The organism is Streptomyces thermodiastaticus (assembly GCF_014656135.1).
Taxonomy (GTDB): Bacteria; Actinomycetota; Actinomycetes; order Streptomycetales; family Streptomycetaceae; genus Streptomyces; species Streptomyces thermodiastaticus.
The window spans coordinates 1-23978 of sequence record NZ_BNBV01000047.1; the positions used below are offsets into that span (position 1 = coordinate 1).

The 23978-nt window shown below is 72.3% G+C and carries 20 protein-coding genes and 2 tRNA genes; 18 read left to right on the plus strand and 4 right to left on the minus strand.

Annotation, left to right across the window (positions count from 1 at the left end; translation table 11 throughout):
• The 11 genes from IE286_RS25990 to IE286_RS26040 form a co-directional block, all read left to right on the plus strand.
• Nucleotides 1-1586, plus strand: a 1586-nt coding sequence (locus tag IE286_RS25990) for an ADP-ribosyltransferase (RefSeq protein WP_308437393.1), incomplete at its 5' end; no start/stop codon positions are given.
• Between the two features lie 47 nt (nt 1587-1633).
• Nucleotides 1634-2032, plus strand: a complete 399-nt coding sequence (locus tag IE286_RS25995) for a hypothetical protein (protein WP_189799212.1) — start codon at nt 1634-1636, stop codon at nt 2030-2032.
• Between the two features lie 11 nt (nt 2033-2043).
• Nucleotides 2044-2826, plus strand: a complete 783-nt coding sequence (locus tag IE286_RS26000) for a DUF6508 domain-containing protein (protein WP_189799213.1) — start codon at nt 2044-2046, stop codon at nt 2824-2826.
• 4 nt (nt 2827-2830) lie between these two features.
• Nucleotides 2831-4054 carry a DUF6508 domain-containing protein gene (locus IE286_RS26005; RefSeq protein ID WP_189799214.1) on the plus strand — a complete coding sequence of 408 codons (1224 nt, stop codon included), beginning with the start codon at nt 2831-2833 and terminating at the stop codon, nt 4052-4054.
• 272 nt (nt 4055-4326) lie between these two features.
• A complete protein-coding gene (locus IE286_RS26010; protein WP_189799215.1) occupies nt 4327-5571 on the plus strand; it encodes a DUF6508 domain-containing protein in 1245 nt (414 codons plus the stop codon).
• A 161-nt stretch (nt 5572-5732) separates the two neighbouring features.
• Nucleotides 5733-6176, plus strand: a complete 444-nt coding sequence (locus IE286_RS26015) for an HD domain-containing protein (protein ID WP_229863764.1) — start codon at nt 5733-5735, stop codon at nt 6174-6176.
• A 169-nt stretch (nt 6177-6345) separates the two neighbouring features.
• Nucleotides 6346-6657 carry a hypothetical protein gene (locus tag IE286_RS26020; RefSeq protein WP_189799217.1) on the plus strand — a complete coding sequence of 104 codons (312 nt, stop codon included), beginning with the start codon at nt 6346-6348 and terminating at the stop codon, nt 6655-6657.
• 77 nt (nt 6658-6734) lie between these two features.
• On the plus strand, nt 6735-8090 hold the full coding sequence (gene eccD, locus IE286_RS26025; protein ID WP_189799218.1) for a type VII secretion integral membrane protein EccD: 1356 nt from the start codon (nt 6735-6737) through the stop codon (nt 8088-8090).
• Between the two features lie 61 nt (nt 8091-8151).
• Nucleotides 8152-9618, plus strand: a complete 1467-nt coding sequence (locus tag IE286_RS26030; RefSeq protein ID WP_229863755.1) for a MinD/ParA family ATP-binding protein — start codon at nt 8152-8154, stop codon at nt 9616-9618.
• Between the two features lie 40 nt (nt 9619-9658).
• Nucleotides 9659-13633 carry a type VII secretion protein EccCa gene (gene eccCa, locus IE286_RS26035; protein ID WP_189799219.1) on the plus strand — a complete coding sequence of 1325 codons (3975 nt, stop codon included), beginning with the start codon at nt 9659-9661 and terminating at the stop codon, nt 13631-13633.
• Between the two features lie 11 nt (nt 13634-13644).
• Nucleotides 13645-15075, plus strand: coding sequence for a DUF6177 family protein (locus IE286_RS26040; RefSeq protein WP_189799220.1), 1431 nt, complete (start codon nt 13645-13647; stop codon nt 15073-15075).
• A gap of 110 nt (nt 15076-15185) precedes the next feature.
• Here IE286_RS26040 and IE286_RS26045 read toward each other — a convergent pair whose 3' ends face one another.
• The gene (locus IE286_RS26045; protein ID WP_189799221.1) at nt 15186-16406 is read right to left on the minus strand and encodes an acyltransferase family protein; all 1221 of its coding nucleotides are present in this window, start codon (nt 16404-16406) and stop codon (nt 15186-15188) included.
• Between the two features lie 486 nt (nt 16407-16892).
• Here IE286_RS26045 and IE286_RS26050 point away from each other — a divergent pair, with 486 nt between their 5' ends.
• A complete protein-coding gene (locus IE286_RS26050; protein WP_189799222.1) occupies nt 16893-17087 on the plus strand; it encodes a hypothetical protein in 195 nt (64 codons plus the stop codon).
• Nucleotides 17088-17105: 18 nt separating this feature from the next.
• Here the strand turns inward: IE286_RS26050 and IE286_RS27510 are convergent, their stop codons facing one another.
• The 3 genes from IE286_RS27510 to IE286_RS26065 all read right to left on the minus strand — a co-directional run bounded on the left by IE286_RS27510 (nt 17106) and on the right by IE286_RS26065 (nt 18676).
• The gene (locus tag IE286_RS27510; protein ID WP_229863762.1) at nt 17106-17567 is read right to left on the minus strand and encodes a DUF6083 domain-containing protein; all 462 of its coding nucleotides are present in this window, start codon (nt 17565-17567) and stop codon (nt 17106-17108) included.
• 141 nt (nt 17568-17708) lie between these two features.
• Complete coding sequence (locus IE286_RS26060) at nt 17709-18062, minus strand: hypothetical protein (protein WP_189799223.1); 354 nt, start codon at nt 18060-18062, stop codon at nt 17709-17711.
• Nucleotides 18063-18605: 543 nt separating this feature from the next.
• Nucleotides 18606-18676: transfer RNA gene (locus IE286_RS26065), tRNA-Gly, on the minus strand.
• A gap of 317 nt (nt 18677-18993) precedes the next feature.
• Between IE286_RS26065 and IE286_RS26070 the strand changes: the two genes are divergently transcribed.
• From IE286_RS26070 to clpX, 6 genes are all read left to right on the plus strand, one after another.
• Nucleotides 18994-19070 (plus strand) — tRNA-Pro (locus IE286_RS26070).
• 85 nt (nt 19071-19155) lie between these two features.
• Nucleotides 19156-19320, plus strand: a complete 165-nt coding sequence (locus IE286_RS26075) for a hypothetical protein (protein WP_189799224.1) — start codon at nt 19156-19158, stop codon at nt 19318-19320.
• Nucleotides 19317-20717: a trigger factor gene (gene tig, locus IE286_RS26080; RefSeq protein ID WP_189799225.1), complete on the plus strand. Its 1401-nt coding sequence runs from the start codon at nt 19317-19319 to the stop codon at nt 20715-20717. The genes IE286_RS26075 and tig overlap by 4 nt, the downstream gene beginning before the upstream one ends.
• Before the next feature lie 278 nt (nt 20718-20995).
• Nucleotides 20996-21601, plus strand: a complete 606-nt coding sequence (locus IE286_RS26085) for an ATP-dependent Clp protease proteolytic subunit (protein WP_168132309.1) — start codon at nt 20996-20998, stop codon at nt 21599-21601.
• 124 nt (nt 21602-21725) lie between these two features.
• Nucleotides 21726-22406: an ATP-dependent Clp protease proteolytic subunit gene (locus IE286_RS26090; protein WP_308115076.1), complete on the plus strand. Its 681-nt coding sequence runs from the start codon at nt 21726-21728 to the stop codon at nt 22404-22406.
• A gap of 168 nt (nt 22407-22574) precedes the next feature.
• Nucleotides 22575-23861, plus strand: coding sequence for an ATP-dependent Clp protease ATP-binding subunit ClpX (gene clpX, locus IE286_RS26095; protein WP_189799226.1), 1287 nt, complete (start codon nt 22575-22577; stop codon nt 23859-23861).
• The last annotated feature ends 117 nt before the right edge of the window (nt 23862-23978 follow it).

Sequence of the window (23978 nt, forward strand, 5' to 3'; positions counted from 1 at the left end):
AGGGCGCGGGTGCGGGGTTGTCGAAGATCGGCGACATCGCCAAGGGCCTCAAGGGCGTCGGCACCATCGACATCCCCACCCTCCCGGACAATGCGGTGCACCTGCCGCAGAACACCATTCCGCTGCCCAACGGCCACTTCGTCGAACCGCAGGGTCACTTCGTGACGCCGAACGGCACCATCGAGACCACCCCGGTCATGCACCAGCCCGCGGCCCCGCAGCTGCCGGAGAGCTGGACGACGCATGGCCAGCCGGCGACGTACGCGAGTTTTCCCAGCGGTGCCGGCAACGGTGTGCACGGCGGCATACCGCACGCCGTCGACGGTGGCTCGTACTACGGGATGCCCACCACGGGCCACGGCATCCAGGGCGGGATCCCGCACAGCCCGACGGGTCCCGTCCACGCCGGCCCGGCCCACGTGCCGACGGACGGCATGTACGGCGGCACGTCGCACGGCATGTACGGCGGTACGTCGCACGGCGCCGGCAACACCTACCCGCCGGCCGCTCACTACGACACGACGCCCCCGGCGTCGTACCAGCACACGCCGGTGAGCACTCCGGCGCACGAGGTTCAGACGGGTCCCTGGCACAGTCCGCACGAGACGACGGTTCCGGGGCCGCACGGTGGCGGCCACGACTTCCCCGGCAGCAGCGGTGGCCACGAGACGCCCACGGGCCACGGAGACGGCTCCCACGGGCCCGGGCACGACGGCCACGACGCGGGCCACGACAGCGGCGGCCACACCGACCAGCACCCGCACGGCCACGCGGGTGACGAGGTGCACGTGGACGACACCGCGGACTTCGGCGACACCGCCGTGGACGCCGGTGCCCACCACGGCGTCGACACGCCGGTGGCGCCGGGCCACGAGGGCACGGACGTGCCGGTGTCCGGCTCCGAGGCGCCGTTCGAGTACAAGCCGGTCATGTCGCGTGAGGAGTTCGACGCCCTCGGCGACGCCGAGAAGCACGCGGTCGCCCAGGCAGAGCTGGCACACGGGACGAACCCGGCGCCCAGCGTCAGCAACGAGGCGGGGCTGGCCTACGGCAATGCGTACTGGAACGACTTCCTGGACGGGCTGCCGGAGGAGTCGAGGAAAGCGCTGAGGACGTACAGCGGCGAGGAGTACACCCTGATCAACAACCATCTCCGCAGCGGTGCGCCGCTGAGCGACACTCTCAAGAACACCATCGCGGAGATGGACAAGGTCATGGACACCCGCCCGGTGCCGGAGGACGTCATGATCGTCCGCGGTACCGAGGTGGACTATGTCAAGGTCGACGGCCGCCCGATCGACTCGCCGCTCGACATGCTCGACGGTGTCTTCGATGACAAGGCGTTCACCTCGACGGCGCTGGGCAAGACACCGCCGCCTCCGTTCGACATGAAGTCCGTGTGGATGCACCTGAGGGTGCCGAAGGGCACTCCCGCGCTGTGGATCGATCACCTGTCCCAGTACCCGGGCGAGCGTGAGCTGCTGCTCGCCAGGGGGACCAAGTACAAGGTGACACGTGTGTTCTTCGACGAGGCGCACGGGAAGTGGCACATCTACGGTGAGGTCCTGCCGAGGCCGAAGCCGTGACAATGGCCGCATCGCACTGACGGACAGAACGAAGGAACTCGGATCTCATGAACAGCGAACGTCCGATCAATCCGCGCTTCGCGGAGGACGTGCATTTCAACCAGGTGGAGGGCCCGCCGAAGTACCGGACGTGGACCGACAAGCCGGTGCGCTACTTCACCGTGGTGGACAAGCAGGGCGGCGCGGTCCTCGGATACGTATGGGGAGCCGACGAGGACGACGCCGCGGCGTGGGTGCCGCGCAAGGCCGCGGGAGGCCGGGCGTTGGCCGAGGGCGGGCACTGGCACTCGAGGCTGAGGGACGCCAAGGAGCGAGGCAAGCAGCCGTCGCAAGCCCTCGCCGAGATGCTGTCCAACCCGGAAGGCAACCGTGGGCGGGCTGTGGCCGAGTCCTTGGCCGAAGCTCCGGACTCCGCCGCCGTCAAGGCACTGGCCGAGAGCGAGTAGCGGCCCGGCTCATGACCGAACCCGTCCGCTACATCACCGTCACCGCCCCCGACGGGAACATCGCCGGCTATGCCTGGGCCGACTCCACCGAGGTCGGGTTTGTCCACCGTGCGGTGGGCAGCCCCAGTTGTTTCGCGACGGGGTCCGAGTGGCGCGGCAGGCTGTACGACGCCCACCGGCGAGGCCTCAGCCCCGCCGGTGCGCTCGCCCTGTTCAGCCGTGAGCCCGGTGCGGGCCGCGTCACCCAGGCCCCGGACCTGGCGGCGCTCGAGGAGCTGGCCCGGACCCTCACCCCGGCCGACGAGCAGCGGTTGCTCGGTCACCTCGCGGCGCCGGACGACCCGGCATGGCGGGAGCTGGCCGAGGCGTACGACGCGCTCACGGACGCGGACCGTGAGGTTCCCTGGGGCGGTGGCCGGAAGAAGCCCAACGGGGTGATCCAGGTGGCGTACCCGATCTACAGCGAACCGCTGCGGCGAGTGGTGAAGGCACTCTGGAACCTCGGTGCCGTCTCGCCGGACTACCGCCTCGCCAGCGGCCCGATTCCCCAGGTGCCGCCCTCCGGCCGGATGTCGCCCGCCGACGCCGTGCGTACCGCCACCGTCATCCTGGCCGCAGAGCGTTGCTGCGACGGCATGATCGCCGACGCGGTGAAGGACGGAACCTTCGACGCCCTCGTCGCCGCGCTTCGCGCGTGGCACGCCGGTGTCCAGGCCGGCCGGCTCTCCGGAGCCGCACCAGACGGCACGGACGACACCGCGGTCGCTCGCTCGCACCGGGCGGACAAGAGCTGAGTCCATGCACGGCCCCCTCCGCTACATCACCGTCACCGCCCCCGACGGAGAGATCATCGGCTACGCCTGGGGCAGTGCCGACGACACCGGGTGGATCCACCGGGCGGCGAGCAGTACCGACGCCTTCCGGGCCGGAGTGGACTGGTTCGGCAGGATCCGGGACGCCCACCGGCGCGGGCTGACCCCCGCCGGTGTCCTGGAGCTGTTCAGTCACGAGCCCGGCGTGGGACCGGTCACCGAGGCCCCGGACATGAAGGCGATCGAGGAACTGGCCCGGATCGTCACCCCGGCCGACGACCGGCGACTGGTCGACCAGCTCGTGCCGGCGGGGCACCCCGCCTGGACGTGGCTGGCCGAGGCGTACGACTCGCTCACCGACGAGGACCGCGAGGTCGTCTGGGACCGTGGTGGCGGCACGCCGCCCGACGGGGCGGTGCAGACGCCGGTCCCGGTCTACAGCGAGCAGGTGCAGCGCGTGCTGCGCGCGCTGCAGGACCTCGGTGCGGTCACCGAGGAGTACCGCTGGATGGGGCATCCGCTGCCCGAGGTCCCGTCGGCCGGGCATCTGGCGCCCGCCGACGCCGTGCGGGCGGCCACCGCCCTCGTGTGCGGGGAACGCTTCTACCCCGGGCTCATCGGCGACGCCCTGCACAGCGGGCTCCTCGACGCCCTCGTGCTGTCCCTGCGCGCGTGGCACGCCGAGCCGGCCGCCGAAGGTGCGTCATCCGCGCGGTCCGGGAGGACGGAAGACGACTCCGGTCGGCAGGCACCCGCCGTCCCCGTCCCCGTCGTCGCCCCCCGGACCTCCGGCAGCGCTCCACGCCCTCCGCAGGCCCCGGTCCGGTGCCGGTACTGCGGTGGTTCACCCGCCGTCGACGTGTCCTTCCGCGCACACCGCGGGCTGCTCCTCCTGCTGGGGTTCCGGCGGATGGACGGGCCGATGTGCAGGATGTGCGGGCTCGGGGTCCACCGTGCGCTGACCACGCACACCCTGTGCTGGGGGTGGTGGAGTCCGCTGTCGCTGGTGCTGTTCGGGCCGTTGACGCTGGTGCGGAATCTGCTCGCCGTGCGGCGCGTCGAGCGGCTCGCTCAGCCGGGCCCCGGGCTGCTCGGCCGGCGGTTCGATCCGGGGCTGCCGGTGCACCGCCGGCCACGGGCGTACGTCGCGCTGATCCCGCTCGTGTGGGTGGTGTGCCTGATCGTGGCGGCGGTGCGCGCAGGCGGCTGACCCGCCCCGTGCGGCGGACACCGCGGGCCCGGCCGCCCTCGGCTGCGACGAGGCCCGGAAAAATACGAGAAACTGAGACCGATGAGCGACGAGCAGACGAAGCACACGAGCCTCACCGAGCCGGTGACTTTCCTGCGGGCGCCGGGCACCCCGCCGCGTCACCGGCACCGGACGGACACGCCTGTCCGCTGCGTCGGCCCCGTATCCCCGGCCGGGGCCCCGGACGTTGCCACAGTCGAGACGCCGGCACGGAACGACTGACGGCCCGGTCCATGTCCGAACCCCTGCACTACATCACCCTCACCGCGCCCGACGGCGAGATCATCGGCTACGCCTGGACCGACGGCACCCGGATCGGTCTCGTCGACCGCGCGGCGAGCAGCAGCGCCGCCTACAAGGCGGGGATCGCGTGGTCCAACCGGATGCAGGACGCCCACCGGCGTGGCCTCACCCCTGCCGGTGTGCTAGCCCTGTTCAGCCACGAGCCCGGCGCGAGCCCCGTCACCGAGGCCCCGGACCTGGCAGTGCTCGAAGAACTGGCCCGTGTCGTCACCCCGGCCGACGACCAGCGGCTGCTGGACCAGCTGGCGCCCGTGGGTCACCCATCCTGGCGGGAGCTGGCCGAGGCGTACGACGCGCTCACGGACGAGGACCGCGACGTCACCTGGGGCGGCGGCGAGAAGTCGCCCAGCGGGGCGATCCAGATGCCGTACCCCGTCTACAGTGAGCCGCTTCGGCGGGTGGTCCGCGCGCTCACCGAGGTCGGTGCCGTCACGCCCGAGCACCGGTGGATGGACAACGCGATGCCCGAAGCGCCCGCGGACGGGCGGCTGATGGACGTTGCCGACGCCGTCCGAGCCGCCACCGCCGTCGTGCGGGGCGAACGCTTCAGCGAGGGCACGATCGCCCACGCGGTCAAGGACGGGCTCCTCGACGCCGTCGTCGCCTCCCTGCGCGCCTGGGCGGCGGCGCAGGGATCCACGGCCGCCCCCGCAGCGGCCGCCCCCGCGCACACCACGGCGCCCGCCCCCGCGCACACCACGGCGCCTTCGGTGCCGTCGGCCCCCACCGCCGCCACGGCCGGTCCCGCCCCGTCCGCCCCGGCGCCCGTGGGTGCGGCCCCGGCCGCCGTGTGCAGGCACTGCGGTGGATTCCCCGCCGTGGACGTCGCCTTCCGGGCTCACCTCGGGCTGCTGTTCTTCCTGCGGTTCCGGCGGATGGACGGGCCGGTGTGCCGGACGTGCGGGCTCGCGCTGCACCGGGGCTTCACCACGTACACGCTGTGCTGGGGCTGGTGGAGTCCGCTCTCGCTCGTCCTGTTCGGCTGGCTGACGGTGGTGCGGAATCTGCTCGCCGTGCGGCGGGTGGAGCGGCTGCCGGAGCCGGGACCGGCCGTCACCGGCGGGCGGTTCGACCCGGGAGTCCCGGTGCACCGGCGGCCCCTGGCGTACGTCGCGCTGATCCCGCTGTGCTGGGTGCTGAGCCTGATCGTGGCAGCGGTGTCCGGCGGTGGCTGACGGACGAAACGCCGGGCTTTGTCCACAGGCATCCGGCCCCGGGTGTACGGACACCCCGTCCATGCCCTATGTTGCGGAAGCGACGTAGGGGGATGCACATGCCGCAGGACAGCACGCCCGGCGAGGAGCGCGCGCAGGCGCCGGCCGGTGCCGCCGCGCAGATGACCTTGGCCGAGGTGGAGACGGCCGCACGGGCCGCGCACGAGGGTCAGTCGGACAAGGCCGGGCGGCCGTACGCCGAGCACCTGCAGGCCGTCGCCGAGGGCGTACGGGCACGGGGCGGGGACGACGACCTGGTCGCCGCCGCCTGGCTGCACGACGCCGTGGAGGACGGCGTGCTGAGCGAGCGATGGCTCGACGCGGCCCGGCTGCCGCAGCGCACCAAAGACGTCGTACGGGCCGTCACCAAACGGCCGGGCGAGGAGATGGAGGCGTACGCGCGCCGGATCCTGGCCACGCCCGGCGCCCGGCTGGTGAAGGCGGCCGACCTCGCGCACAACGCCGATCCGCGTCGGCTGGCCGTGCTGGACGAGGCCACCGCCCGGCGGCTGACGCGCAAGTACGCCACCATGCGCGGTCTGCTCGGGCTCGGCCCGGACGACTGACACCCGCCCGGTCCGGCGCGCCCGGCACGCACGAACGACCCCGCCCGCAGGCACGGCCGCACGCACCGGGCGGCCCACGGCGCGACAGCACGCGGACCGCACGCACGACAGCAGGCATCAAGACAGCACGCATAAAGACAGCACGCATCTACAGCACAGGACGACGGAAATGGCACGGGACTACGACAGCCAGCTGCTCGAGTCGGTGGCGGTGCGCCGGCGCCGGATGCGCGACGCGTTGCTGTTCGGCGCGCAGCGCGGACGCCGCACCATGGACGAGCGGCTCGGCAAGGTGTTCGCGGGGATCGCCATCACGGCCGTGCTGTGCGCCGGTTGCGTGGGCTGGTCGTTCCTGCAGGCGACGCTGGCCAAGCAGAAGGCCGAGCAGAAGAAGCAGCAGCAACAGCAGGAGCAGCTGTTCAACCCGTCCCCGACGGCGAGCCCGGCGGACGGTCCGTCGGCGACTTCGGAGACACGGTGAAGACGGTGTGGCAAGACAGACATGATCATGTCATGCAGGGCCCTTGGCCGAGACGACGCGATGATAGGTTCCGGTGAGTGGTGAGCACAGCAACGACGTCCCGGACCCAGCTGAGCCGGGTCACTCTGGTCGGTGAGCGACGACGCGCCGACATCGTCCTGCCGTCGGACACCCCGATCGGCCACCTGCTCCCCGACATCCTGCGGTTGCTCGACGACCGCGCGGCGACCCGGCCGGCCACCCGGCAGCTGATCACCTCCGACGGCTCGGTCCTGCCGCACGACGCGACGCTGGCCTCGGCGGAGATCCCCGACGGCGCCGTCCTGCAGCTCGTGCGCGCCCACGCCGCACCGCCCGCGCCGGTCGTGCACGACGTCACCGACCAGGTCGCCGACGACCTCGACCTGCGCGCCTGGCGCTGGCGCCCGGCCGCCCGCCGGGCCAGCGCCGGAGTGGCCACCGTGGCGCTCGCGGTGGCCGCCGGGCTGCTGGCGCGGCGCGAGTTCGCGCTGGAGAGCGTCACCACCGCCCTCGCGGCCCTCACCGTGGTCTGCCTGGTCGCCGGGGCCCTCGTGGCGAAGATCGGCAAGGGCAACGTCGGCCTGGCCACGGCCCTGCTGCTCGCCACCGGTGGACTCGGCCTGCTCGCCGCGTGGACCGCGGCCGACGCCTACCACTGGTCCGCGACGGCCCGGCTGGCCGGTGTCGTCGGCGCCCTGGTCGTCACCCTGGTGCTGCTGGCGTACTTCTCGCCGCTGGGCCGGGGCGGGCTGATCGGCGCCGGGGCGGCCGCCGTGATCACCGTCGTGTGGGAGGCCGTCGCAGCCGTGCAGGACCGGCCCGACCGGCTCGGCGCCGTGATGGCCGTGGTCTCCGTCGTCCTGCTCGGGCTGCTGCCCCGCATCGCCCTGATGGCTTCCGGGCTCACGGGGCTCGACGACCGGCGCTCCTCGGGCGCGTCGGTGAGCCGGCACGCGGTCGCCAACGCGCTCGCCGCCACCCATCGCGGACTGGCGCTCGCCACGATCGTCACCGCCGCCTCGGCCGCCGCCGGCGGCTGGCTGCTGACCACCGCCGAGAAGCCGACCGTGTGGACGGTGACGCTGGCCTCGCTGACCGCCGTCGTGCTGCTCTCGCGGGCGCGGGCCTTTCCGCTGGTCGCCGAGGTCGTGGCGGCGTTCGCGGCGGCAGCGGTGCTCGTCGTGCGGCTGGCGGTGCTGTGGCTGGACCACGCCGGGGGAGCGGGCGCGCTGGTGCTGCTCGGCGCGGCGGCGCTGCTGCCGCTGCTCGTCCTCGCGGTCGATCCGCCGGAGCACATCCGGGTGCGGCTGCGCCGGTTCGCGGACCTGATCGAGTCCCTCGGGGTGATCGGGCTGTTCCCGCTCGCCGTCGGGGTGTTCGGCATCTACGGGCAGCTGCTCAACAAGTTCTGAGGCTTCATGGACGACGCGCCGGCGCTCCGGGCGGGATGACGAGGCAGGGGAAGAAGGCGACATGCCGAACGGGGACAACTGGCAGAGCGACGTGCTGCGCGACCTGAGGAGTGGCGGCGGCACGTCCGGGAGGGGACCGCAGGAGGCCGGCCGGGCACCGCGCCCGGCGCCGCAGGCCGCCGGTCAGGACGGGCACACGGACGCGACACCGCGGCCGGGCACGCCCGTGGCCGGTGCGCCGGCGCAGCAGCCGGCCCAGGGGCAGCCGCAGCACGGCGCCGCCCCGGCCTACGGCTACCCTCACCAGCCGCAGCCGCAGCCGCAGCCGCAGCCGCACCAGCAGCACTATCCGCATGCCGGTGCCCATCAGCCGTACGCGGCCCAGCACCAGGCCCAGCAGGTCCAGCAGCCGCAGCAGGCCCACCAGGCACCGCAGGCCCACCAGGTCCCGCAGGCTCATCAGGCGTACACCGCTCCGGCGCAGGACGCGTACCAGGCGCAGGCGCAGCCCTCGTACGCCCCTGCGCCCGACGCCGCCCGGCAGCCGCAGCCGGCCGCGGTGCCGCACCAGCAGCAGGCCGCCCACGCCGCCCGCACCCCCCGCACCACCCCCGATTCCCGTCCCGTGGTGGACAAGCAGCTCGCGGCCGCCGGTGTGAAGCCGCGTCACGGCGAGCCGTTCGCCCGGCGGGCGCTGCGGGCCGTGCGCCGCACCGTGTCGTCCTCGGCCGCGCGGGAGGTCGCCGACACCACCGCCACCGCCGAGGTGCTGCAGCAGCCGGTCACCACCGGCCGGCAGATCGCCGTGACCTCCATCCGCGGCGGCTCCGGCAAGACCACGGTCACCGCCCTGCTCGGCACCACCTACGCGCACTACCGCCAGGACCCGGTGCTCGTCGTCGAGGCCGACCCGGCGCTCGGCTCGCTGCCGCTCAGGCTCGGCGCGGAGACCCTGCGCTGGACCACCGGCGACCTCGCCGGCATCGTCGAGCCGCAGATGTCGCTGCTCGACGTGACCGGGTACCTCGTCCAGCTGCCCGACAACGCCTGGCTGCTGCCGGGCAGTCAGGGCAAGGTCGGCGCGATGCTCGACACCAAGGGATACGAGCGGGTCATGGTCTCGCTGCGGCGCTACTTCGGCGTGACCGTGGTGGACTGCGAGACCCTGCCCGCCGAGGTGGCCCGCACCGCGCTGTCCGCCGCCCAGGCCCGGGTGCTGACCGTGCCCGCGACCCTGGAGGGCATCGCCAGCACGCACGCCGTCCTGGAGTGGATGCGGGCGCTGCCGCGGGACATCACCACCTCCACCGTCGTCGTGCTCACCGAGACCGTGCCGCACACCGGACTCGACCTGGACAAGGCGGCCGAACAGCTGAAGGCGACCGGTGCGAGCGTGCGGGTCCTGCCCTACGACCGGCATCTGGCGGCCGGCGGCACCATCCGCACCGACCTGCTCGCCCAGGCCACCCGGCAGGCGGTCACCCGGCTCGCCGCCGAGGTCTTCCAGCTCTCCCACAAGCGCCGCTGACCCCCTCGACGCAGGGGAACACGTAGACGAGGCACGCACGATGAGCACCCGACTGATCCACCGTCCGGCCCGGACCACCCGGCCCCCGGCCGCGCCCGAGCCGCGCACCATCGAGGCGCCGCCCAACCTGCCCGAGGGCAAGGCCGGTTCCATCGCGACCTCGCTGCTGCCGGTCGCCGGTGTGATGTCGTCGGTCGTCATGATGACCGTGGTGCGCAACAGCCAGTTCGCCGGGCTGGGCGCGATGATCCTCGTGGTCACCCTGGCCGGCTCGCTCACCCTGGTGTTCTCCCAGCGCGGCAAGGCCCAGCGCACCCGCCGCACCCAGCGCGAGGCCTACCTCGCCTACCTGGAGGACCTGCGCGAGGAGCTGTCGAAGGAGGAACGGGAGCGGCGCGAACAGGCACAGGTGCTCAACCCGCCGCCGGACGCGCTGTACGACATCGTCCGCGACCCGGCCCGGCTGTGGGAGCGGCGCCGGCTGGACGACGACTTCCTGCGGGTGCGGGTCGGCACCGGCGAGATGCCGGTGCGGGACCTGAAGCTGGCCCAGCAGGGCTCCTCCGTGCTCACCCCGCCCGACCAGTTCATGCTGAACGAGGCGTCCGCGCTGATGGCCCGGTTCTCCACCGGCACCGAACTGCCGCTGACCGTGCCCCTGGACCGGGTCGGCAACGTCAGCGTCATCGGCCGCCGCGAGGACACCCTGCGCGTGGCCCGCGCCCTGATGGTGCAGACCGCCGCCACCCACGCCCCCGACGACGTGGCCATCGCACTGGCCGCGCCCGGCGACCGGATCGGCGACTGGGAATGGGCCAAGTGGCTGCCGCACCTGCTGGACCCGGAGCAGTTCGACGGTCCGGTCGCCGCACGCCGCATCGCCCCGTCCCTGCCGCAGCTGGCCCGGCAGATCGGCCCCGAGCTGCGCCGCCGCGCCTCCTACGCCGCCGAGGTGCGCCGCGGCCTGTCCGGCAAGGACGCCCTCGCCATGACCTCCCGGCTGCTCGTCGTCGCCGACGGGCACGGCGACGACGCCGTCGAACTGCCGCGCCCCGACGAGGCCGTGGGCCTGCGCGAGATGGGCGTGACCGTGCTGCACCTGCTGGACGAGCGCGTCCAGGAACCCGGCAGCGTCACCGTGCGCATCACCGTCGACGGCGACCGCGTCGTCATCGAGGACCTGCGCCAGAGCGAACCGGTCAGCGCCCGCGGCGTCGTCGACGAGATCGGCACGCCCTTCGCCGAGGGCCTGGCCCGCATGCTCGCCCCGCTCAGGCTGTCCGCCGAGGCGGAGGCCGACGCACCGCTGAGCGGCCCGGTCGACTTCGCCGAACTGCTCGGCATCGACGACGTCGCCCGGCTCGACCTGGACCGGCTGTGGGCGCCCCGCGGCGAGCGGGCCTTCCTGCGCGTGCCGATCGGCGTCAGCGACTCCCACGAGCCGGTCCTGCTGGACCTGAAGGAGTCCTCCGAACTCGGCATGGGCCCGCACGGCCTGTGCGTCGGCGCCACCGGTTCCGGCAAGTCCGAGCTGCTGCGCACCCTCGTGCTCGCCCTGGTCGCCACCCATCCGCCGGAGGACCTCGCCCTGGTCCTCGTCGACTACAAGGGCGGCGCCACCTTCGCGCCGTTCGCGGGACTGCCGCACGTCGCCGGTGTCATCACCAACCTGGAGAACCAGGCCGGCCTCGTCGAACGCGTCCACGCCTCCCTCGCCGGCGAGGTCAAGCGCCGCCAGCAGGTCCTCAAGGACGCCGGCAACGTCGCCGACATCGGCCACTACGCCGCGCTGCGCGCCGAGAAGCGGCCCGACCTCGAACCGCTGCCGCACCTGTTCGTCGTGATCGACGAGTTCGGCGAACTGCTCACCGCCAAGCCGGACTTCATCGACCTGTTCCTGTCCATCGGCCGCATCGGCCGCTCCATCGGCGTGCACCTGCTGCTGTCCAGCCAGCGCATCGAGGGCGGCAAGCTGAAGGGCCTGGACACCTACCTGTCCTACCGGCTGGGCCTGCGCACCTTCTCCGCCGACGAGTCCCGCACCGTGCTGGACACCACCGACGCCTTCCACCTGCCGCCGCTGCCCGGCTTCGGCTACCTCAAGGTGGACACCAGCCACTACGAGCGGTTCAAGGCCGGCTACGTCTCCGGCGCCTACCGCGGCCCGGTGCAGCGCGAGAGCGAGGACACCGGCCCGCTGGCCCTGGCGTACGAGGCGTACAACACCCTCGGCCAGGACGAGGACACCGGCCCGGAGGAGCCGCAGATGCGGCGCCGGGAGACCGGCCCGACCGAGATGGGCGTCATGGTGCGGCAGATCGAGGACGCCGGCGCCCGCCCGGTGCGCCGCATCTGGCTGCCCCCGCTGCCCGACGCGATTCCCCTGGACAAGGTGGCCGGACCCGTCGAGGTCGGCACCCGCGGCACCCAGCTGGCCGGGCGCCGCGGCCCGCTCCAGGTGCCGCTCGGCATCCTCGACGACCCGACCAAGCAGTGGCAGGGCCAGTGGTACCTGGACCTGACCGTCGCCGGCGGTCACGCCGCCGTCATCGGCGGCCCGCAGTCCGGCAAGACCACCCTGCTGCGCACCCTCGCCCTGTCCCTGGCGCTGACCCACACCCCGCAGGAGGTCGGCATCTACGGCCTGGACCTGGTCGGCGGCGGCCTGCAGGCCCTGTCCGGGCTGCCGCACGTCGGCGGGGTCGCGGGCCGCGCCGACCGGGAGCGGGCCGCGCGCACCATCGACTCCGTGCGCGCCATGCTCGACCAGCGCGAGGAACTGTTCCGCATCCACAACATCGACTCCCTGGAGCAGCTGCGCACCCTGCGCGCCGCCGGGCGGCTGCCCGAGCTGGCCTCCACGGAGATCGTGCTGCTCATCGACGGCTTCGGCGCGCTGCGCGACGACTTCGAGGAACTGGACGACGCGGTCGGCGACATCCTCAAGCGCGGCAGCGGCTACGGCATCCACGTGGTGGCGGGCATGCTGCGCTGGAACGACGTGCGCATCGCCACCCAGTCCCAGTTCGGCACCCGCGTCGAGCTGCGGCTGAACGACCCCAGCGAGTCCAGCATCGACCGCAAGCTCGCCGAGACCCTCTCCCCGGAGGAGAAGGGCCGCGTCCTCACCGACCGCAAGCTGTTCGCCCAGGTCGCGCTGCCCCGCACCGACGGCCTCGCGGACACCGCCGACCTCGGCACCGTCCTGGAACGCACCGCCCGCACCGTCCGCGCCACCTGGACCGGCGAGGTCGCCCAGCCGGTGCGGGTGCTGCCGCACATCCTGGAGCCGCAGGCCCTGCCCGGCCCGGCCGCCGAACCGCGCCGCGTCCCCATCGGCCTGGACCAGTCGCGGCTCGCACCGGTGCTGCTCGACCTGTTCCAGCACGACCAGCATCTGCTGATCATGGGCGACAGCGAGTGCGGCAAGACCAACCTGCTCAAGGTCGTCGTCGAGGGGCTGATCGAGCGCTACAGCGACGAGGAGCTGGTCTTCGGCGTCTTCGACCCGCGGCGCGGCCTGCGCGGCGCCATCCCCGAGGAGTACCGCGGCGGCTACGCCTACAACGCCAAGCTGGCCGGTGCGCTGGCCGCGGGCATCGCCGGAGAACTCGAGAAGCGCCTGCCGGACGAGACCGCCGACCCCGCCGAGCTGGAACCCGGCAGCTGGGGCTCGGGCCCGCGCATCGTCATACTCGTCGACGACTACGACGTGCTGACCACCGCCGGGCAGCAGCCCCTCGCCCCGTTCGTGCCGTACATCCCCTCCGCCGTCGACATCGGCCTGCACTTCGTCCTCACCCGCCGGGTGTCGGGCGCCTCCCGCGGGCTGTACGAGCCGCTGACGCAGGGCCTGCGCGAATCCGGTGCCTCCGCGCTGGTGATGTCCGGCGACCGCGGCGAGGGACAGCTCTTCCCCGGCGTCTACGCCGGGGCGCAGCCGCCCGGACGCGGCGTGCTGGTGCGCAGGGGCGAGCCGAACCGGCTGATCCAGACCGTCTACGCCGGGAACTAGGGGAAACCGCCATGACCAAGGACGTCGTCACCCTGACCAAGAAGATGCCCGACCCGCTCAGCGTGATCGCGGGCCTGCTCTCCGGCGGCCCCGACAAGCTGGTCGGAGCCGAAGGCGAGGGCGCGGTCGTGCAGCTGTGCGACGAGCAGGGCCGGCCCCTCGTCTCCGTCGAGGCACCCGTGCTGGTGCAGGTCAGGGGAGAGGCGCAGCGGCTGCTCGGCGCCGTGGAGCCGGAGGTGCCGTACTGGTGGACCGAGGCCCGGGCCACCACCGGCGTCGAGGAAGGCGCACGGCTCGCCGGGACCTTCGCCGCCCGCCTGGCCACCGTCGTCGGCGGCACCGCCTGGCCGCCGCAGGCCGCGCAGTCCCTCGCCGTCGTCGAGACCGAAGAGATCAGCGCCGCACCGCAGCCGGCCGCCGCACAGCCCGCCGTGGACGTGCTCACCGACAAGGTCGCCGTCGTCATCCAGGACCGCCCGGTGGTCGCGATGACCGCCTGGCTTGCCGACGCCTTCAAGGCGGCCGCGAACGCCCAGCTCGGCCTGCAGATCGTCACCCCGGCCGGCACCCGGCTGTCCCCGGCGGTGCGCGCCGCCCTGCCCGGCTGGCCCTCCCGCTGGGTCGTCCAGGACGCCGAGGACGGCTACTACGACGGGCTGTCCGGAGCCGTCCTGGAGTGGAACAACGGCATGTTCGTGACCGTCACCTCGCCCGACGCGACCCCCGACGACCCGCGCACCCCGGTCGCCGAGTCCTTCACCCGGGGCGTGGCGGACACCGGCGAACGCCAGCTGGCCATCTCCTACCGCGCCGTCCACCCCGCCGACGACCGTCTCGTCCTCGGCGGCGCCCTGGAGGCCGTGTGGCGGGAGATCACCGGCGAGCCGCCCGCCGGCTGGGGCACCGAGGAGCCCGCCAACCTGCCCTGGTCGCTGCGGCAGCTCACGGACGTCGCCCACGAGCGGGCACCGGAGCCGACCTGGCTGGTCGTGGTCGGCACGCCGGAACGCCCCGGCCTGGCCACGGTCCGCATCGCCCGCACCACCGGCGGCGTGGAGGAGGACGTCACCCTGGCCTTCGGCTACGGACCGGGCGAGGAGGTGCCCACCGACGCGGTGCCCCGCGCGGCGGAGATCCTCGCCACCCGGCACGACCTGCAGTCCATGCTGGTGCAGATCCGCCGGGCGCGCCGCGATCTGTCGGTGCCGCCCCGCTTCGAGGGGCCCGGCGTGCCGTTCGCCTTCGTGCTCGGCGCCGAGGAGGTCCGCGAGATGCCCGGCGACCGCGCCCGGCGCACCCCGCTCGCCCAGGCACCGCGCGAACTGGGCCCGAGGACCCGCCCGGCGCTGTACTACCCCTTCGCGGGCGACGCCTCCGACCTGTCCGGCTGGCAGGACTTCGAGAAGCTGGTGCGTCACCTCAAGGGCGAGCAGGCGGCCTGAGCGGCCGCCACGGCCGTGGGCGTGCCGGGGCGTGCCGGGGCGTTCCGTCATCGTCGCGGACGCCCCCGCCGCGCTTGCACGCCCGGCGAGGCTCAGCGGCCCTGCCCGGGTCAGCGGCCCGGCGCCGCCCCGGCCTTCTCCGCCGTCTCCGCCCTGCCCGCCTGTCCGGACACGGCCGCCCGGCCGTCGGTGCCCCCGGGCCCGCCGGCCGGCTGCGGCGCGATCCGCCGGAAGGCCCAGTCCATCCGCGGTTCCATCACGCACCGGAAGACACGCAGCACAGCAGGGGTGCACAGCAGCGTCACGCCCGCCGCCGCGACGACGGTGACGACGAGCGCGCCCAGCGGGCCGTGCACCCAGTCCGGCTCGAACCCGCCCGCGTACAGCACGCCCTTCACCACGAAGCCGTGCAGCAGATAGCCGCCCAGCGTGCCCGCGCCCAGCGCCGTGCACCACAGCCGCCGGCCCGGCACCCAGGCCAGAAAACAGGCGGTCAGCAGCACCGCGCAGGCGAACAGCGCCAGCACCGTCACCGGACCGGCCCACCAGGGGGCGCCCAGGTCCTGCGCGGCGGCGTTCCGGTACAGCCAGCCGATCTGCATGCCCGGCGCGGCCCACCAGGCGGCCGCCACCGTGAGCGCGAACACCGGGACCGAAGCGATCCGCACCGCGCGCCGGCGCACCAGACGGAAGTGCTCCTGCTTCAGGCACATGCCCAGCACGAAGCAGGGCGCGAACTGCAGCACCCGCTGCATGTCCAGCAGCCCGCCCATGCCCGGGGTGACCGAGGCCAGCATCGCCACCGCGAGCGCCACCGGCAGCGGACGGCGCAGCATCCGCCACACGGGCGCGGTCAGCCGCCAGACGAACAGTGCGCACAGGAACCAGGTCAGATACCAGGGGACGAAAAGGTTCACGTGCGGGTCGCCGGTGTGACCGACGTGGATGCGGAACAGGGAATACGCGGTCTGGAACACGACGTACGGCACGAGAACGCCGGTCAGCAGCCGCTTCAGCCGATGCGGGCGCAGGTCGAAATTGCGGGAGAAATAACCGGAGATGATGACGAAGGCCGGCATGTGGAACACGTAGACGACGGTGTACGCCGTCTGCACGAGCCGGTTGTCGCTCATGACGTTCGCCCAGGAATGCCCCAGCCCGACCAGGACGATCGCCAGATACTTGGCGTTGTCGAAGAACGGGTCGCGCTGCTCGCCGGACGGCCCGCGACGCGTGTCCGGCCGCTGCGGACGCGGTGCGTCCGGGGTCGGCGGGCGGGCCGCCGGGAGCGGTGTTCTCTTCGGTCCGGGGGATGAGGCGGCGTGGAACATCTGAGGCACCCTAGCGTTGTCTGCTGAATTTCGCGGAAACTCCCGGCGGCGGTTCGGGCCGCGGGCCGCCGTCACCCGGGAACTGCGTGACCGAAAAGGTGAGGGTCATCACATCGCCGTCGCCGTGCGGTCACAACCGGCCGCCTCATATCTCCATTTCTGTGAATGAGTTGAGCGCCGGACAGCCGCCGGCGCCGCCATTTCGAATCGCCCGCGAACACGATGTGTGGGGTTTGAAACGATCGCCCGGCCTCCGCGTGTGACCCGGCCTGCGAAAGGGCGGCCGCGGCATACCTGAAAGTCCCGCCCCGGAAGCGGCCGGTGCGTGCGCCGCCGTGCGGGACCGCTGTGGGAGCCGGCGTGCTCCGGCCGATGATGCGTCAGTCACCGCATAGCGCGGCCGCGTTGGTGGCACGATGGTTCCAGCGGGGGTGCGGGGACGGCCCCCGGGCCGGGAGAGCGGACCGACCGAGGGTGTGATCAGTTGTGGCCATTTCGCTGTCAGTGGTGGTGCTGTTGGCGGTCATCCTGGTGGTGCTGTTCCGAGGCGGCTCCCTCAAGCCGGGCCCGGCCATCGTCGCCATCCTGTTCGGCTTCTTCCTCGCCTCCACCGGCATGGCTCCGTCGATCAACCGCTTTCTGAACTCGATAGCGGAATCGATCAACTCGATCAGGTTCTGACACGCGGGTTTCCACCGGTCAGGTCGCGTGCCAGGGCGCGTCGTCGTCGGGCACGCACAGCACCCGATGGTGGGGGAACACCAGCTCATCGGGCAGCGGCTGGATGCCCCGCACCCGGACCGCCACGAAGCCGGCGGGCGTTGGGACCAGACGCCAGCGGTGACGCTCCGGGACGTCCTTCGCGGGCAGCGGCCGGGTGGCCAGGCTCACCCAGCGGTCGTAGTTGGTCGGCCAGACGCGGATCGCGGCGCCGCACTGCTCGCACACGGGCGCTTCGATCCACTCCGTGCCGTCCGGGTCATGCTCGGGCCAGGGCGTCGCCGTGGCACCCTCCTCCTCGGCGATGTCGTTGGCCAGCCTGTTCCAGCAGCGGCCGCAGAGCTCGGCCAGGAGTCCGATCCGCCCGCGCCCGCGTACGGAGGGATCGCGTTCTCCGCACATCTGGCACGAAGGCCACTTGTCACCCCGAGACGCCCCCATGGGTCCGAGTGTGAGCAGACACGCACAACGCCGACAGGGAGCGAATCGGACGCTTCGGTCCGTCCCGGGGCTCCGGCGGCCGAGGCCGCACAGACGTGCCCGTGGCCGCGGCGGCGGGGCCGGGCGGTGAACCCCGCAGCGTCACTCCGCGCCGCTCAGGTACACCTGGTCCCGGTTCGCACCGACCGGATGGACGGCGACGTTCAGCCACTCCAGCTCACCGTTGCAGTCCGTGCAGACCGGCCCCTCCGTGACGTCGGGCAGCGTGTCCGGCTCCGGCAGACCGAGACGGGCGAACGGAGTCGCCGGGGCGTGGTCCGCCGCAGAACCGACGGGGGCGTCCCGGTGGGCCAGGGAGCTGGGACGCAGGGCCCGGAGGAAGGCGGCCGTATCGGACCTGGGCAGCGTGAAGGCGAGCAGCACGGTGTCACTCTGGAACCCTCGCTGCCAGGCCGCCCTGAGACCGGCCGCCCGCGGTGGGATCGTCACGTTCATGGACCGGGCGACCTGTGCCGGGGTCTTCCCCGGCACCCAGTACGGCAGCCGCTTGCCCCCTGCCGTGTCACGTGCTGAGGAGTCCGGGGCGGGAGACGAACAGCTCACCAGGAAGCAGAGCAGCACTGCCGGCACGGCACCCAGAACCGCGTACCGGCCCGTGCGCGCGTACCTCACCGCCCGTCGCCGTCGCCCATACGGCCGACGCCCCGTGCCTGCCCGGGCGCCCGAGCCCTCGGCGCCGGCCGACGTCCGCGACACGGAGCCTGGCCCGTCGCGCCGCACCATCCCTCGCGCTCTTCCCATGCGGTACTCCCCCCGGCCGGAACCGGCACCCGTTCCACGGCCGCGCGATCACTGCTGCGGTGCGCGATTGCCGCTCTGGCGCACACCAAGCTCTTGACGTGATGAACGATTCGACGACCGCCCACCCAGGCGGCCGGACCGCCCGCCCAGCACGGCACCCGCACCCGTCCCGGCCCTCGGAACGGCTCAGGCCCAGGCAGCCGGACAACCGTCTCACCTGGGCCTGAGCCGTGTCAGAGCGGGCGACGGGAATCGAACCCGCGTAGCCAGTTTGGAAGACTGGGGCTCTACCATTGAGCTACGCCCGCACAGAACGCGCGCCGCGGACCGTACGGCCGCGGCACACACGCATCCTAGCGGGTCGCACCCCGCCACCGCACACCCCGTTCTTGCCGTCCCGCCCCCGGCGTGACCTGTCCGGTGGACGTCCCGGCGCGCAGGCCGGTCCCGGCGTCCGGCGGAGCTGGTGGAGCCGGTGGTGAGCCCCCGCAAGTGCGGCGGCCGGTCGCCCTCCAGGGGCTCGTGCGCCGTGGGGGAGCGCGAGGTCAATCGTGCGCCCCCTGGGTGCGGGCGCGCGCGGGCGGCCGCGCGGGCCGTGGGCATGTACGCTACGTGTCGCACCAGACGGGGTGTGGCGCAGCTTGGTAGCGCGTCCGCTTTGGGAGCGGAAGGCCGTGGGTTCAAATCCCGCCACCCCGACCACCCGCCGGCGACCGGGCCGGCGCATCGAAAAGGGGCACGCCGGCGGGCGTGCTCCGGGCGGGTCCGGCGCGGTGCCCGTGCGAGTGTGATCGCCTTTTGGGGCGCCGAGCTGCTGCGGTTACTATGCAAGCTGCGCGCCCGTGTGTCCGGCCTACTGGGCCACGAACTCCTCCGGGCGGCGAAACCCGCCGGAATCCCCGACGACTCCGGCGACACCCGAGAAGTCAGCCACAAGGAGACCGAACCGTGAAGAGCGCCGTGGAGACCCTGAACCCGACTCGGGTTCGGCTCACTGTCGAGGTGCCCTTCGAGGAGCTCAAGGACAGCCTCGACGCGGCGTACAAGAAGATCAACCAGCAGGTCACGGTGAAGGGCTTCCGCAAGGGCAAGGTCCCGGCCCGCATCATCGACCAGCGGTTCGGCCGCGGCGTGGTCCTGGAGGAGGCCGTCAACGACGCGCTTCCGAAGTTCTACACCGACGCGGTCAACAACGCTGAGCTGAACCCGCTGGGCCAGCCCGAGGTCGACATCACCGAGCTGAAGGACGGCGAGACGCTGAACTTCACCGCGGAGGTCGAGGTCCGCCCGAAGCTGGAGATCCCGGACTACTCCGGTATCGAGGTCGAGGTCGACGCCGTCGAGGTGACCGACGAGGACGTGGAGAAGGCGGTCCAGCAGCTGCGCGAGCGCTTCGCCTCCACCACCCCGGTGGAGCGCGCCGCCCAGGACGGCGACGTCGTCACCATCGACCTCGAGGCCAAGGTCGAGGGCAAGGTGCTGGAGGACGGCATCGCCAACGGCGTGTCGTACACGATCGGCTCCGGTGAGCTGCTGGACGGCATCGACGACGCCGTGAAGGGCCTTCAGGCCGGCGGCGAGGCCACCTTCACCTCCGAGCTGAAGGGCGGCTCGGCGGCCGGCAAGGAGGCCGAGATCACCGTCAGGGTCAGCCAGGTCGCCGAGCGGGAACTGCCCGAGCTGGACGACGAGTTCGCGCAGCTCGCCTCCGAGTTCGACACGCTCGAGGAGCTGAGGGCCGACAGCCGCAAGCGCCTCGAGAACATGAAGCGCTACGACCAGGCCACCCAGGCCCAGGAGCGCGTCCTGGAGAAGCTGCTGGAGCTGGTCGAGGTCCCGGTGCCCGAGAAGCTGCTCGAGGACGAGATCCGGACCCGCAAGCACAACCTGGAAGAGCACCAGCTGGCGCAGATGGGTCTCACCCTCGACAAGTACCTGGAGCTCCAGGGCAAGACCGCCGAGGAGTACGAGAACGAGACCCGCGAAGCGGCGATCAAGGGCATCAAGACCCAGTTCGTCCTCGACGAGCTGGTCAACAAGGAGAAGCTCAACGTCAACCAGGAGGAGCTGACCGAGCACCTCATGCGGCGTGCGGCCTCCTCCGGCATGTCCCCCGACCAGTTCGCCCAGGCGGTCGTCCAGAACAACCAGGTGCCGCTGCTGGTCGGCGAGGTCGCCCGCGGCAAGGCCCTGGCCGTCGTGGTCGAGGCCGCGACCGTGAAGGACACCAACGGCGAGATCGTCGACCTGGAGGACGAGGAGGAGGACGAGGCGGCCGGGACCGCCGAGGCCTCCGCCGAGGACGCCGGCGACGACAAGGGCGAGGGCGAGGAGAAGGCCGAGGCCTGATCCGCGCGGACCGTCCAGGACGTCCGTACGATGGGCCCTGGGGCACAGCGCCCCAGGGCCCATCGCCCTACCCGGCCTGCGCCTTCGTGGGCCACCGCGCTACGCCCCCGGCGAACACTCCCCTCAGCGGGATTCCCCGAAGCAACCCGCGCGTTAGGGTCCATGAATACGAGGGCAGGGGAGTCCCCGCAGACGCCGGACGGACCCGCGCCCCGGCAGAAAACGTGAGACGGCCCGGCGCCGTCGCAAGACGAGCAGGTGGATACGTGACGAATCTGATGCCCTCCGCCGCCGGCGAGCCCTCCATCGGTGGTGGCCTCGGCGACCAGGTCTACAACCGGCTGCTCAACGAGCGGATCATCTTCCTCGGCCAGCCGGTCGACGACGACATCGCGAACAAGATCACCGCGCAGCTGCTGCTCCTTGCCGCCGACCCCGACAAGGACATCTACCTGTACATCAACAGCCCCGGTGGTTCGATCACGGCCGGCATGGCGATCTACGACACCATGCAGTACATCAAGAACGACGTGGTGACGATCGCCATGGGTCTGGCCGCCTCCATGGGCCAGTTCCTGCTCAGCGCGGGCACCCGCGGCAAGCGCTTCGCGCTGCCCAATGCCGAGATCCTCATCCACCAGCCCTCCGCCGGACTGGCGGGCTCGGCCACCGACATCAAGATCCACGCCGAGCGGCTGCTGCACACCAAGCGGCGCATGGCCGAGCTGACCGCCCTGCACACCGGCCAGACGGTCGAGCAGATCATCCGCGACTCCGACCGCGACCGCTGGTTCGACGCCCACGAGGCCAAGGAGTACGGCCTCATCGACGACGTGATCACGCACGCCGCCGGCATGCCGGGCGGCGGTGGCACCGGAGCCTGAGCCGCTCGGAGCGGGGGGCGCCCGAGCCCCCTCTCCGTTTCCGCGGACCCTGGCGCCCGCCGGGGACACCCGCGCAGCCCCCAGGCCCCCGGCCGACCGCCCCAGCCCCTTTCCAGGAGACATCGTGAACGACTTCCCCGGCAGCGGCCTCTACGACCGCATGCGCGCCGAGTACACCGGCCCCGCGGCCGAGTCCCGCTACGTCATCCCCCGTTTCGTCGAGCGCACGTCCCAGGGCATCCGCGAGTACGACCCGTACGCGAAGCTCTTCGAGGAGCGCGTGATCTTCCTGGGCATCCAGATCGACGACGCCTCCGCCAACGACGTCATGGCGCAGCTGCTGTGCCTGGAGTCCATGGACCCCGACCGGGACATCTCGGTCTACATCAACAGCCCCGGCGGCTCCTTCACGGCGCTCACCGCGATCTACGACACCATGCAGTACGTCAAGCCGGACATCCAGACGGTCTGCATGGGCCAGGCGGCCTCCGCCGCCGCGGTGCTGCTGGCCGCCGGCACGCCCGGCAAGCGCATGGCGCTGCCCAACGCCCGCGTGCTGATCCACCAGCCCTACAGCGAGACCGGCCGCGGCCAGGTCTCCGACCTGGAGATCGCCGCCAACGAGATCCTGCGGATGCGCTCGCAGCTGGAGGAGATGCTGGCCAAGCACTCCAACCAGTCGGTGGAGAAGATCCGCGAGGACATCGAGCGCGACAAGATCCTCACGGCCGAGGAGGCGCTGTCCTACGGGCTGATCGACCAGATCATCTCGACCCGGAAGATGAACAACACCGCCATCCGCTGACGCGGACGCCGCACCCGCCCGTCGCCCCTCGGCACGGTCACGTCCCGGTGAACCGTGCCAAGGGGGGCCCGGACGGGGGGCCCGGCAAGGTACCGTCGACATAAGGCAGCACCAGGAGCCGCTGGACCACAGGTGTCCAGGGTCTCCCAGGCGAAGGGGAAGCACACCGTGGCACGCATCGGTGACGGCGGCGATCTGCTCAAGTGCTCGTTCTGCGGCAAGAGCCAGAAGCAGGTCAAGAAGCTCATCGCAGGGCCCGGTGTGTACATCTGCGACGAGTGCATCGATCTCTGCAACGAGATCATCGAGGAGGAACTCGCGGAGACCAGCGAGGTGCGCTGGGAGGAGCTGCCCAAGCCCCGCGAGATCTACGAGTTCCTGGACGGGTACGTCGTCGGCCAGGAGGCCGCGAAGAAGGCCCTGTCCGTCGCGGTGTACAACCACTACAAGCGGGTCCAGGCCGGCGAGAACGGCGGCGGCCAGGGGCGCGAGGACGCCATCGAGCTGGCCAAGTCCAACATCCTCCTGCTCGGCCCCACCGGGTCCGGCAAGACCCTGCTGGCCCAGACGCTGGCCCGCATGCTGAACGTCCCGTTCGCCATCGCCGACGCGACCGCCCTGACCGAGGCGGGCTACGTCGGCGAGGACGTCGAGAACATCCTGCTGAAGCTGATCCAGGCGGCCGACTACGACGTGAAGAAGGCCGAGACCGGGATCATCTACATCGACGAGATCGACAAGGTCGCCCGCAAGAGCGAGAACCCGTCGATCACCCGCGACGTCTCCGGCGAGGGCGTCCAGCAGGCCCTGCTGAAGATCCTGGAGGGCACCACGGCGTCGGTGCCGCCGCAGGGCGGCCGCAAGCACCCGCACCAGGAGTTCATCCAGATCGACACGACGAACGTCCTGTTCATCGTGGGCGGCGCCTTCGCCGGTCTGGAGAAGATCATCGAGGGGCGGGCCGGCGCCAAGGGCATCGGCTTCGGCGCCCAGATCCGCTCCAAGAGCGAGCGCGAGGCCAAGGACCTCTTCGAGGACGTCATGCCGGAGGACCTTGTCAAGTTCGGCATGATCCCGGAGTTCATCGGCCGTCTGCCGGTGATCACCAGCGTGCACAACCTGGACCGCGAGGCTCTGCTGAAGATCCTGATCGAGCCGCGCAACGCGCTGGTCAAGCAGTACCAGCGGCTGTTCGAACTCGACGGGGTCGAGCTGGACTTCGAACGCGAGGCGCTGGAGGCCATCGCCGACCAGGCCATCCTCCGCCAGACCGGCGCGCGTGGCCTGCGCGCCATCATGGAGGAGGTCCTGATGTCGGTGATGTACGAGGTCCCCTCCCGCAAGGACGTGGCCCGCGTCGTCATCACCGCCGACGTCGTCCACTCCAACGTCAACCCGACCCTGATCCCGCGCGACGCCCGCGGCCGCGGGCCGGGCGAGCAGAAGTCGGCGTAGCGCGGCCGTCGCCGCGACGCACCGGGGCCCCGGCCGGACACTTGGGTTCTAGCGGTCCTCGCAACACCCGCGATCTGTGGGAGTTGCGAGGACCGTGGTCGTTGGACGGGATGATCT

Bases quoted from the DNA above. Each gene is read 5' to 3' on its own strand.
- IE286_RS26085 (WP_168132309.1), top strand. From the start codon at position 20,996: ATGCCCTCCGCCGCCGGCGAGCCCTCCATCGGTGGTGGCCTCGGCGAC.
- IE286_RS26000 (WP_189799213.1), top strand. From the start codon at position 2,044: ATGACCGAACCCGTCCGCTACATCACCGTCACCGCCCCCGACGGGAAC.
- eccCa (WP_189799219.1), top strand. From the start codon at position 9,659: ATGAGCACCCGACTGATCCACCGTCCGGCCCGGACCACCCGGCCCCCG.
- IE286_RS26045 (WP_189799221.1), bottom strand. From the start codon at position 16,406: ATGTTCCACGCCGCCTCATCCCCCGGACCGAAGAGAACACCGCTCCCG.
- IE286_RS25995 (WP_189799212.1), top strand. From the start codon at position 1,634: ATGAACAGCGAACGTCCGATCAATCCGCGCTTCGCGGAGGACGTGCAT.
- IE286_RS26005 (WP_189799214.1), top strand. From the start codon at position 2,831: ATGCACGGCCCCCTCCGCTACATCACCGTCACCGCCCCCGACGGAGAG.
- IE286_RS27510 (WP_229863762.1), bottom strand. From the start codon at position 17,567: ATGGGGGCGTCTCGGGGTGACAAGTGGCCTTCGTGCCAGATGTGCGGA.
- IE286_RS26015 (WP_229863764.1), top strand. From the start codon at position 5,733: ATGACCTTGGCCGAGGTGGAGACGGCCGCACGGGCCGCGCACGAGGGT.
- IE286_RS26010 (WP_189799215.1), top strand. From the start codon at position 4,327: ATGTCCGAACCCCTGCACTACATCACCCTCACCGCGCCCGACGGCGAG.
- IE286_RS26060 (WP_189799223.1), bottom strand. From the start codon at position 18,062: ATGAACGTGACGATCCCACCGCGGGCGGCCGGTCTCAGGGCGGCCTGG.
- IE286_RS26020 (WP_189799217.1), top strand. From the start codon at position 6,346: ATGGCACGGGACTACGACAGCCAGCTGCTCGAGTCGGTGGCGGTGCGC.
- IE286_RS26030 (WP_229863755.1), top strand. From the start codon at position 8,152: ATGCCGAACGGGGACAACTGGCAGAGCGACGTGCTGCGCGACCTGAGG.
- IE286_RS26040 (WP_189799220.1), top strand. From the start codon at position 13,645: ATGACCAAGGACGTCGTCACCCTGACCAAGAAGATGCCCGACCCGCTC.